Genomic DNA, 10,484 nt, shown 5'->3' on the forward strand with positions numbered 1-10,484 from the left:
ATAATTCGGCGGCAGCGTCAGTTGTTTATAAGAGACAGGTGTCGGGCTGGGCGTTGTCACCGCTGCCGTGGCTGAGGAGGCCGTTGGCGCTAGTGCCGGAGCTGGATTGATGGTAAAGGAGACACTGGCGCTCAGGGTAGGGGGTGAGCCGCTACCAACGCTGGCCTTGATTTGAGCTGGGCCTACCAGCCCGGTCGGAATGACAATGGTGCGCGTAAAGTTCCCCTGGCTATCGCTTGTGACGTTGCCTAAATTGATACTTGTATTGCCAGCTTGCAAAACCAATGTGATCAGCGTGCCTCCAGGCAGAAAGTTGCTGCCGATGATGGTAGCCGTCTGGCCCGCTGTGACTTTCGCAGGACTGATGCTCAAAGCTGGCGAGGCGCTGGAGAGCAGGGTATAGCTGCCTGCCGATGTCGGAGTGGCCCCGATCAGCGCACAGATTTTATAAGTGCCCGCAGCCAGGTTGCCCGGCAGAACCAGCCAGCCGCTGAAGCTGCCGCTCTGGACCGTGCCGGGCTGGCTGTTGTTCGCTGGCGTATAGCCTAGCAAGCAATCCTGCTGGCTGTAGCCAAGCAGTACCTGGCTCCCATCACTCAGCTGTGTCCAGCCTGAGCCACTAACCGTAATCACTGTTCCTGCTGGCCCCGAGCTGGGGCTAATGCTCAGCGTTCCGCTCTCTCTGCTCGCGGCCTGAGCGATATTGTGGCTGCTTATAGCAACCAGCAGCCAGGCTGTCAACAGCCCTAGAAGGAAGGAAGCCAGGCCGATCTTGAGGCCGCTGCGAAGATAACGCAGTCTACGCCGCCTTCGGCGCGCCGGGCGCTGTTCACAGAGCTGCTGACTGGTAGCGCGCAAGGCTACGACTGTCTCTCTTGGGTACGCCATTCTGCTGTGAAAATAGCTCCCGCATGCGGGAGCCTGACCGCTATGATGTGCGGTGATTGTGTATAAATCCATCCTTATTCAGTGTAAGGATGCATTTCCCTATGTGTCAAGAAAGCACGCAGAGGCCCTTGCCAGAAAGGCTATGCCTCGACCAGCTCTATGGCCACCTCATAACTGAGGCCGCCTGATAAGCCGCTAGAGAGAGGAACCTGCTGGCTATACAGATCGCAAATGCTTTCAGCATAGTAATCAAAGTGCACGGCAATGGGGGGTCCGCCGGTTGGCTCAGTGAAGAGAAGCGTGCGCCCAGTCGAGGAGAGGTAGCTTATACGCAGAGCATTGCGATAATCCTGGCCGCTGAGGCCTGTGGGGTGACCATCGTAGCCAACGAGGTCATTGAGGCAGAGGATCGTCATACTCCAAGTTCGGCGGCCTGGACCCAGGTCAACGTAAGCCTCGCCGCCATCGGCGCGTACGGTAGCTCGACGGATGCGCGGCTGCATCATGCGATAGCTACCTGGTTTCACGAAGTAGCCGGCCCCATCCAGGATAATTTCACAATCGACGCCAATGGTAGGCATAGAGACTAATCCTCCTCATTGCTGGAGCTGGCAGCGGAGTGGGCCGTAGGAGAAGGCCGCTCTTTCTCGATGATGCGGCTGGTCTGCCTGCAGTAGCCGCTCTGGTCATGGATACTGACCAGCTCGCCATCGATGGTAATGTGGAGACCACGCTGCTGCAGGGCCAGGCGGATCGTGTCGATGATCTGGCTCAGGCGTAAATTCTCTTTTTCCAGGGTCGCCAAGCGATCCTTGAGCGCATCAATTTCATGCTGCATGACGCTGATGACACGCGCCTTGACCTCATCGGCGGTGCGAGCAAAGCCGTGATGGTAGGCGGCGAAGGCCCCAGTGATCAGCGCCAGCGTAATAAGCACATTGGTTAAATTCAGCAGCTCTTGCATAGGCTGTACAGCTCCTTCCTATGAGGTCGTTCGGCCAGGCGCTCTCTGGCTAGCTAGCTAGAGCCGTGCCCAACGGACTGGGATATCGCCCCAGTGGACGCGGGCCGCGCTGGCAAAGTCGCGCTGATTGCGGATCTCCTGCAGGCGTGTCTCAAACTGGACCCGGCGAGCGGCGATAGCCTGCTGCCAGGCCCGGGGAATGGAGGTGTCGTCTAGCTGGTCATGTAATTCCCCATCCTGGAAGCTGAAGTTATCATTCGTCGGCACCTGGTAGGCTTCCATTGCATAGAGGCTAGCCCCCAGGACAATCAGATCGCGGTGGACTTCAGGAATGGTGGTGCCATTGGCATCGAGTTGGTGCTTAGTAGCATAGAAGATGCGCATGACCAGTGTGTCATCGCGTGGCAGTTCTGCACTGGAGAGCTTAAGGGTGAAGCTCGGTATCTGTGAGAAAGGCTGGCCCTGGCCTCCCGCTGCCAGGGCGGAGCTGCTCTCGAAAAGGTTAGAATACTCAGCGAAATCGCGCTCCTGGGGAGGCCAGAGCATGATGCCGCTGGTATTGACACTGGGGGCGTGTGGTCGACCTTCCAGAGCGCTATCGGCCAGGGTATCCAGGTAGCTGCTACTGCTGTTATCCGCCAGGGTAGTCAACAGCAGCAGCGTGCTCCCGCCAGCCTGGGTGCGGTAAAGATTGCGCCCGATGATGTTGTGCAAAGGACTACTGCTAGAAGTCGACGGTGTCGGTCCAAGGGGAATATTGCTCAGCATAACACTGCCATTGTTCGCCGTGGTGACACGTGTGACTGGCGAAGGGGTGGTCTCCCCGCCCTCGCTGAGGAAGGTGACAGCATACTGATAGAGACCAGCGCTCAACAAGCCGCCGCTGCCCGCGATAGCGCTCATACCGCCCGGCGGTGGCTGGAAGGCGCTGCCGTAGGCCTGCAGTGGGTAGATGATGCGTTCAATCCACCAGACTGGATAACCTGGATTCCAAGGCTGGGGATACGGATAGGTCCGCTGGTAGGGGCGCGTATTCATATCGCAGTAGCTCATGTTAGGACAATACTCGCTGTAGCGAATAACGGCCTTATCGATTGCGCGCAAAAGATCGCTATCCGACCAGCGCTGATTAGGACCAGCCGGGTCGGAGAGGTCAAGGCGCAGAGCGTTCAGAATCTCCGAGAGGTTCATCTGAGTAGGCAGCCCCCTTTCTGTTCCGGGGATGAGTGTCTCGCGACGTCGGACGAGGAGGAGCCTTGCTCGGGAGGGTGCACCCTGGCTTGGCCTGGCTCCTCCTCGTTGCCACGGGTGGGGAGCAGATGGACTAGCTAACGTAGCCGCAGGTGATCAGTGTGACCGTGCAAGTGGCGCCCACAGCCCGTATGTCGATCTGCCCATTCCTATCGAGAGGAAGCAGCGCCTGACCCTGCCAGCGCGCACTGGTAGAGAGTAGGTCTCCGCAGGTAACCGTCTGGGCGAGGTTGCCGCCATGAGGAGCGATATCCAGGTGAGCCGGCTGGCCGCTGGCGGTAAAGGAGATCTTGGCTAGGGCGGCCAGGGCACCAGCCGGGATGCCGCTATTGCCTCCAGTGAGCGTAAAGGTAGTAGTGGCTCCGTTGTTGATCACGACATTGTTGAGCTGTAACGCACCGCTTAGCACAGTCAGACGACCTGGCGGCGGCATGGGCAGACCGCTGAGACCGTTGGCATAGGTGGCGATGACCACGGCATCTTGAGGGTTGTGCTCATCGAAGAAGAGCACAGCGCACAAGGCTCCCGTAAGGCCACTGCTTCCATCAAGACTATTGGCGACTGGAACGCCCTGCAGTATGTGAGACGTTGCCTCGAAGAGCAGGACTGAAGCCTGATAGGTGCTTGGGTTGAACGCCTGGATCAGGCCACGCCTGATAGTGATTCCCATCTTTATTTAGTCTACCTCCTTGCAGGAACGCTGTAGAAACGGCTAGGCATCGTTTGCGCCCTGTCCAGGCTGCGGCGTTGCGTCGGTGCCGCCGCAGGTGTGGAAGCTAGCCGCCGTATAGCTTGTACCGAGCAAGGCGTTAAGGGCCGCGGCAATGTTAGCAAAAGTCTGGCTGCCCGAGGGGTCGACACGGCAAAAGATGCCATCTTGAGGGAGCACCGCATCGCTCGTCGTCTGAAAAATGCACATGGTACGCGGGTTAAAGTAACTACCCGCCGGCACTGTGCTTCCACCAGTGTAGCGTCCGTAGGAAAATTCAAGGAGATCCATCATAGTGAGCCTTTGCTCCTTTCTTCTCTGGGGTGCTGCACTTGCGGTGACCGGCGCTGAGGTAGCGCCGAAACTCCCCTAGACTTCAAGCCATTTCAGCATGGCGGCCCAGCTATTGCTACTTGTGGCCACGTAGATGGCCAGACCGCTGCCCGGAGGTAGAATGATCAGGGTACCGTTGCTGAGGAAATCGATAGTAGTGTTAGAGACGAGCAGTAGCGTATCGAGCTGGTTGCCCAGTGGCGTGAGGTTGCTGTTACTCATGCTCACACTGGCAATGCTGGCGGGGCCGCCAGCTTTGAGATTGAGCGGTGTGAGAACAGTGCCAAGGGCCGGGTCACTGCTCGTCAGGTTGAGCTGATGCCAGCTTGAGGCGGCCTCTGCCACGCGTGCTGAGAAAACCAGCAGGGTCTTGCCAGAGCTGCTTGGGTTAAACAGGCTGAGACCCGTGGTAGCGGTAGCTGTGCTTGTCTGTTTACCAGTAGTGACGCTGTAGCCCAAACCGTTGCTCAGCCATTCATTGAACTGTTGACGCACAAAAATGGGATTGCTGACACTGGGGGCGGCCCCATTCCACTGAGCAATATTGACCTGGGTACGTCCGGCGCTGTCGAGTAGGACGGGAGTATCACCGGCGCTGCTGCTCTTGCCGTAGTTAGAGACGCGCAACTCATTGCTGCTGTCCAGTCCTGGTGCGATGCCGCCGATCTGGGCGACATTGATGGCCTGATTAGGCACCAGTTGCAGGCGCCCGCTGCTGTCGATGGCCAGCAGATTGCTGCTGCTACCGTCGGCCAGCCTGACTTGTCCGATGAGGTTGCTTCCTGCCGGGAGCGCTGGCAGACTGTTGACGCTGACAATCTGGCGCCCGGCGCTGTCGAGGAGGACAGGTGTATCGCCGGGGGTGCTGCTCTTGCCATAGAGGCTGACGCCGAGGCGGTTGGCCCCTGCTCCGTCGGCCTGGGGGACAAGACCATTGAGCTGGTTCAGGTTCACATTCTGCTCAGCAGCGGCACTGAGGGTAGCAGTGGTTTTAAGGTTCCCCTGGGCGTCGACCTGGAGCGCCTGGCCCAGCCCAGCAGGGTTCAAGCCGCCAATCAGTAGCGAGCCGTCGCCATTGAGGTAGCCTGACATGTGTGCTGCCTCCTTGAAAGCTAGATGCCGCGATAGAGGCCGCGGTAATCAACTACAGCGCCGCCATACTCATGGCGTATCTTGTACGAAATGACATCCTGAGTAAAGTTCAGTCCATAGAGAGGCTGGTCTTGGATAAAGAGCACAGGATTAACCTGGCCGCCCACGAAGCCGATTTCGATAGTATCGACCTCGCGTGGGTCGGCTACAAGGAACCACTGCGTTGGGCTGGTGAGCTGAGGCGAGACGATGGGGGTGACATAGCCCATCATGGGGTTGATGTCGTTGTTCGGTGAGCCGGGGATGCCAGCAGAGCGTGTTGCAATCATGGCGGTCCATTCTAGCTCGGGAGGAACGACCAGGTAGCGCGGGCGCAGCCCGATCCGCTTGCCGGCAAAGTTGGTCTGTTCTCGCATAGCGGTGACCCCTGCCTGCATGGCCGCGGTTGAGAGGGCGGCGTTGCCTAGATTGTTGTGCGGGTTACCTGTCGTAAAAAGGGGTGAGCCGTCGTAGATGGTGGGGTTGCCCGAGAGGAAGCCGTAGACGAATTCGGCCAGGGTGTAGGCGGCAGCAACGGCCAGCTTGGTAGGAATCTGGCGAATGGCCATCAAGTCGTCGTTGATGATGGTTTCGCGCGAGATGGTGACCAGGTTGCCGCGCTTCATGGGAACATAGGTGGCGGCGGTGTCGGTCAGGCTAAGTCTGGTGTAGGCGGCATCTTCGGCCACAGTTGAGAGACTGCCGAAGGCACCAAGACGTACGCGTGTCTGTTGCTTAAAGTCTTTAATAGGTACAATGGTACAGAATTTCTGCCACTCTGCTGGCCAGGCCTGATAATCTTTGAGAAGTCGCTTATTCATGGAAGTGCCTAACAGGTAGCTGAAAGAGGCGGTAGTGAGGTCCCCTTCGCTGATGCGCAGCAACGGGGCATGCTCTCCGATGCGGATCTGGCCGAGCAGGCTGCGCTCAGAGAAGCCGCTGACACTTGGATCGCCTGTAACGCGGGCATAGGCTTCGCGGATGCTGGTGAAGCCGCGGATATTGCCGAGGCGGCTGGTATCGATCTCCAGGTCGAACATGCGGTCAAAGGCGGCCTGGATTTTTTCGGCCTCGGTAATCTGCTCGCCGATCTCGGGACGGGCGTAGCCGTGGTCGCGCACGAGGCCGGCGGTGACCAGCTCGGCGAGGATCTGGCGCTGTTCGGCGATGGCCTCGTCCAGTTCGGCGACCTCGAAGATGCGTCCTTCATAGCGGTGGCGCAGGTGCTGCTTGATGACTTCGGGTAGGCGAACTTCCTGCAGGCGTCGCTCTAGGGTTAGGCGGGCACGTTCAAGGTGAAGTTCTTGCAAGAGAGGATCATGGGTAGAGGTAGCTTCCGCTTGCTCACAGATTGGGCTGGACAGGTTGAGCTGGCCGGGAAGCTGGCTATTCTGAGGATCGTTGATCGGATTCAGGCTGTTGGGGGACGTATGAGAGTTGGCAGCGCTCATGTGGAAACCTCGCTGGAGAGTAGTAGCTGACGCTGTTACCCAAGGGATGGCGGCCTGTGGGGGAGTACGGTCGGAGAGGATGCGGCGAATGCCGCCGCCGGCACTGGGACGGGTCACGATATCGCAGGAGTTGAGGGCGCTGACGCTGATGACTTCGCGCAGCGGACGGCTGCCGTCCTGGCTCTCGCGCAGTTGCCAGGTGCCGTAGATGTCAATCGAGAGGCCGATCAGATCTGGTTGGCCCAGGGTCCAGGCCTCGCGGATCAGGCGCCAGAGCCAATCGGCGGATTCCAGGATGTGCAGAGTAGCATCGACACGCCCAGGCTCGTCGGTGGTGGGTGGCACGTAGCGCGGGGCACGGTAGAAGCCCACGATGTCGCGCACGGAGCGAGCCCGACTCTCGCTATCGTTGCGAGCGTGATCGACGTAAGCGTGCGCGTTATCGAGGAGGTCTGCAAGACGTTGTAGGATAGCCTCGCTGTAGTAGTAACCATTGAGACTGGCCCCGCCGCGGATGGCGGTCACCAGCAGGTCACGACGGCTATCCTGCTGACGGAAATCCTGCTCCTCGCGAATAAAGCCATTGATGCGGATAGGGCCTTGCTCCAGCGCGGCGGCTAAGCCGACTTCCTCGTCCGTTGGGAAGCAGATTGGCTCTGCAGAAGGGTCCGGCTGTTGGCGTTCAGTAGACATCGGGTCCCTCCTGCTCGGGCGAAAGCCCTCTCTCTGCTGAAAGCAATGCCTGCAGCAGTGGGGCGAGGTGCCGCAGGCGGTGTGTCATGTTATCCTGAGTAGTGCGTATCTCGTTGTAGAGCAAGCCCGATGGCAGTGACTGCGCGTCGGGGCTACTCGCGGCGAGAGCAGCGATATCGGGTGCCGGCGTAGTGGGCACTTCGCCGAGGATGGGGGTCGCACTGACCTGCCCAAGGGCGTGCTCGTTCGGAGGAAGGCGTAGCAGACCGGAAGGAAGAATTGGCGCAAGCAGATCGTCCAGTGGTGGGTCAGGGCGTTCAGGGAGAGGGTGCACTAGCGGGCATAGCTCTTGCGGGACGGGGGCTGGCTGTAACAGGGTTGGCCTGGGAGGATCTGGCTGCTCTGAGTCGGGGAAGGTTAGAGCGGGCAGGCCAGGCTCATCAGGTGAAAGCGAGGGAAAGGTAAAATCGGGGGACTGATCAGCGGCCATGGTGGACCTCCTGACGGTATTGGGAGAGTAGGCGGAACGGCTTGGCCTGCTCGTAGGGCAAAGCGGGCATGAAGGCGACCGCATTGCCAAGCAAGCCAGTGCTCGCAGAAGAGCAATCAGCGATGCAGCCGCGAAGATAGGGTGAGTGCCGCTGTGCAGGCACATTTTGCAAGAAAGGACAGATCATAGGTGGGCGCAAGAGGGCACACTCACCGCTGCCTTGCCGGAACGTGAGGGGGCACGCCGGAGGCCGTTTCGTGGTTGCATCGTGCGGCGGCAAGCAAGAAGAGCTTACCGCTTGACAAGTATAGCAGAGGCCTGGTTAGAAGTCAAGTTTTGGCTGCGCTAGCGACTTACTTGCCCTCCGCCTGCTAAGCTAGAATAAGTGCCGCTCAAGTCTCCTCCTTGACAGGTTGCTTGCCATAGCCTATACTTGGCTTAGCTGGCAGTTTGCCATCTGCCACATCCTCGCCTATCGCGCACGGCTTGGGAGACCGCGGGGCTTGCGTCCCCTGGCCGTGCCGCATCTTGCTTGGTCGTTCGCTCCGCTCACAGCTTATGCGTGGCCCTGCGACCCTGGTCACCTGAGCGGTCACTGCCGCTATCCAAACCGTGACTGCCTCTTCTGCTACATCTTCTCAAGTGGAGGCTTGCATGCCCTTATCATTTCCCTTCCTTAGCTGGCTTTCCCATCGTCACCGTTTAGCACCAGCTCTGGTCGGCCCTCGTCCCGAGGCTGCTGCTAGTGAAGCGCCGTCCCTTGACCACATCAGTGAGCAAGTTAGTCCGACTGCCTTCGCCGCTGGCCCTGTGCAAGAAGACTGGTACTGGGGGCGTTGGGCCATGGGGGGAGAAGAAGACTACTTCTGGCGGCGCCTTTCCGACAACTGGTATCAAAAGGACCCCTTGCCCACCACCTACCTCGAGTTGCACAACCAATGTTACGAAGCCTACAACGCCAATCCTCTGGCCTTTGCCATCATCGAAATCACCACCAGCTTCGTCATGGGCAAAGGCGTCACAATCGCCGCACGTGATCCGCGGGTCCAATCTGTCCTGCTTGACTTCTGGTATGATCCTGAGAACCACATGGAGACGCGGGTCTACTCCTTGTGCACGGAACTGGCTCTGTACGGGGAACAATTCATCCGTTTCTTTGTTAATCCTTACGATGGACGGGTCACCATTCGTCAGATAGATCCCTCGCTGATTGATCAGATCGAGACTGACCCTGAAGACATCGAAAAGCCTCTGCGCTTTCATCGGCGTCCCATTGGGCCGGCGCTTTGCCTGTTCGACGAGTTCAGCCAAACGCCCTTTCCCTCTCCTTCCGCCGAGACCGCAGCGGACCCATCAGCGGCCTCTCTTGACGGGCAATGGTTCAAGGCCGGTGAGGAAGTGATCCAGTTCGCCATTAATAAGGTCTCCAGCGCCAAGCGCGGCAAAAGCGATCTAGCTACCCTGCTACCCTGGCTGCGTCGTTACAAGGACTGGCTGACCGACCGTGTGCGCATCAACAAGTACAAGGGAGCCTTCTTGTGGGATGTACGCCTGCAGGGAGCTGATCGCAAGACCATTGAGCGCAAGAAGATGGAATATAGTTATCCGCCGGAGCCGGGTAGCGTGATCATCCATAACGAGGCCGAGACCTGGTCAGCTATCAAGCCCGAGATCAACGCCGGCGAGGCTGCTGAAGATGGGCGAGCCATCAAGCTGATGATCGCCGTTGGCGCTCAACTGCCGGAGCATTATCTGGCTGACGGCAGCTACGGCAATCGGGCCACCGCTGCTGAAATGGGCCTGCCAACCCTGCTCAAATTCCAGCGCCGGCAATACGTCATGCGTGCCATGCTGCGCAGCATTCTCGACCGCGTCCTCCAAGAGGCCTGCCGTGCCGGCAGGTTGTCCCCAGAGGTTGACAGGCACTATGACATCATCTTTCCCGAAATTGAGGTGACCAATCATGCGACCCTGGCCAGCGCCGTGCAGATGCTGGTCTCGGCCCTCAGTGCCGCGAAAGGCCAGGGGTGGATCAGCGACGAAACGGCTATGCGCCTCATCTTCCAGTTCGCCGGTGAGGAAATCGATGTTCATGAGGAGCGAAAGCGCATCAGCCAGCAGAGCGACCAGCCTAAGCCGTGAAGCCTCCCATCTGTCGTCAGACCTCCTTTGCGCTCTCCTCTCAATGGCTGTGAAGCTACCAATCAAAAAGAGGCGCTAGCCATGTCTCACCCTCTCCCTAGGCGGCGGCCTCTGCCTGGCCATAGCCACCTGCAGCGGGCCTTGTCACCCACGCTCTCCAGCTCATCGACTCATGGTATCCCCTCGTGTGCCAGCCGTCGGGGCTTGTCCCTTCATGCTCGCCATCAGGGTCATCCTCTCGCACGCCATCATGAGAACCTCGATCTCTTCAATAGATCGGAGTGAACGAGTGGAAAATGGAATTATTCTCTAACTATTATAAATTTCATGAGAATAGCGTATTATTCTGTGATTCCTCCTGGAGGCCGGATCTTTGACACTTGCATTGAAACGTCCTGCAGGCTGACCGGGTTCGCCCGGCCTGCTCAGATA

The 10,484-nt window shown here is 58.9% G+C and carries 10 protein-coding genes; 1 reads left to right on the forward strand and 9 read right to left on the reverse strand.

The genetic code is table 11. The annotated features are described in order from the left end of the window. From IRZ24_RS11415 to IRZ24_RS11455, 9 genes are all read right to left on the reverse strand, one after another. The coding region (locus IRZ24_RS11415; protein WP_297164128.1) for an IPT/TIG domain-containing protein at positions 1 to 888 on the reverse strand (888 nt) is incomplete at its 3' end. Positions 889 to 1,028: 140 nt separating this feature from the next. Continuing rightward, the gene (locus tag IRZ24_RS11420) at positions 1,029 to 1,469 is read right to left on the reverse strand and encodes a hypothetical protein (RefSeq protein WP_297164131.1); all 441 of its coding nucleotides are present in this window, start codon (positions 1,467 to 1,469) and stop codon (positions 1,029 to 1,031) included. Positions 1,470 to 1,474: 5 nt separating this feature from the next. Beyond that, positions 1,475 to 1,852 carry a hypothetical protein gene (locus IRZ24_RS11425; RefSeq protein ID WP_297164134.1) on the reverse strand — a complete coding sequence of 126 codons (378 nt, stop codon included), beginning with the start codon at positions 1,850 to 1,852 and terminating at the stop codon, positions 1,475 to 1,477. A 57-nt stretch (positions 1,853 to 1,909) separates the two neighbouring features. Then, positions 1,910 to 3,043, reverse strand: a complete 1,134-nt coding sequence (locus tag IRZ24_RS11430) for a hypothetical protein (protein WP_297164137.1) — start codon at positions 3,041 to 3,043, stop codon at positions 1,910 to 1,912. Positions 3,044 to 3,176: 133 nt separating this feature from the next. Then, a complete protein-coding gene (locus IRZ24_RS11435) occupies positions 3,177 to 3,773 on the reverse strand; it encodes a hypothetical protein (protein WP_297164139.1) in 597 nt (198 codons plus the stop codon). A 42-nt stretch (positions 3,774 to 3,815) separates the two neighbouring features. Next, a complete protein-coding gene (locus tag IRZ24_RS11440) occupies positions 3,816 to 4,106 on the reverse strand; it encodes a hypothetical protein (RefSeq protein ID WP_297164142.1) in 291 nt (96 codons plus the stop codon). Between the two features lie 75 nt (positions 4,107 to 4,181). Continuing rightward, complete coding sequence (locus IRZ24_RS11445) at positions 4,182 to 5,237, reverse strand: hypothetical protein (RefSeq protein ID WP_297164145.1); 1,056 nt, start codon at positions 5,235 to 5,237, stop codon at positions 4,182 to 4,184. A 20-nt stretch (positions 5,238 to 5,257) separates the two neighbouring features. Further along, positions 5,258 to 7,420, reverse strand: coding sequence for a hypothetical protein (locus IRZ24_RS11450; RefSeq protein WP_297164148.1), 2,163 nt, complete (start codon positions 7,418 to 7,420; stop codon positions 5,258 to 5,260). Beyond that, the gene (locus IRZ24_RS11455) at positions 7,410 to 7,910 is read right to left on the reverse strand and encodes a hypothetical protein (RefSeq protein ID WP_297164151.1); all 501 of its coding nucleotides are present in this window, start codon (positions 7,908 to 7,910) and stop codon (positions 7,410 to 7,412) included. The genes IRZ24_RS11450 and IRZ24_RS11455 overlap by 11 nt, the downstream gene beginning before the upstream one ends. A gap of 654 nt (positions 7,911 to 8,564) precedes the next feature. On the opposite strand from IRZ24_RS11455, the gene IRZ24_RS11460 reads away from it, so the two are divergent. Continuing rightward, on the forward strand, positions 8,565 to 10,052 hold the full coding sequence (locus tag IRZ24_RS11460) for a hypothetical protein (RefSeq protein WP_297164153.1): 1,488 nt from the start codon (positions 8,565 to 8,567) through the stop codon (positions 10,050 to 10,052). Positions 10,053 to 10,484: the final 432 nt, after the last annotated feature.

Source organism: Thermogemmatispora sp., assembly GCF_019683755.1.
In the GTDB taxonomy this organism is placed as follows: Bacteria; Chloroflexota; Ktedonobacteria; order Ktedonobacterales; family Ktedonobacteraceae; genus Thermogemmatispora.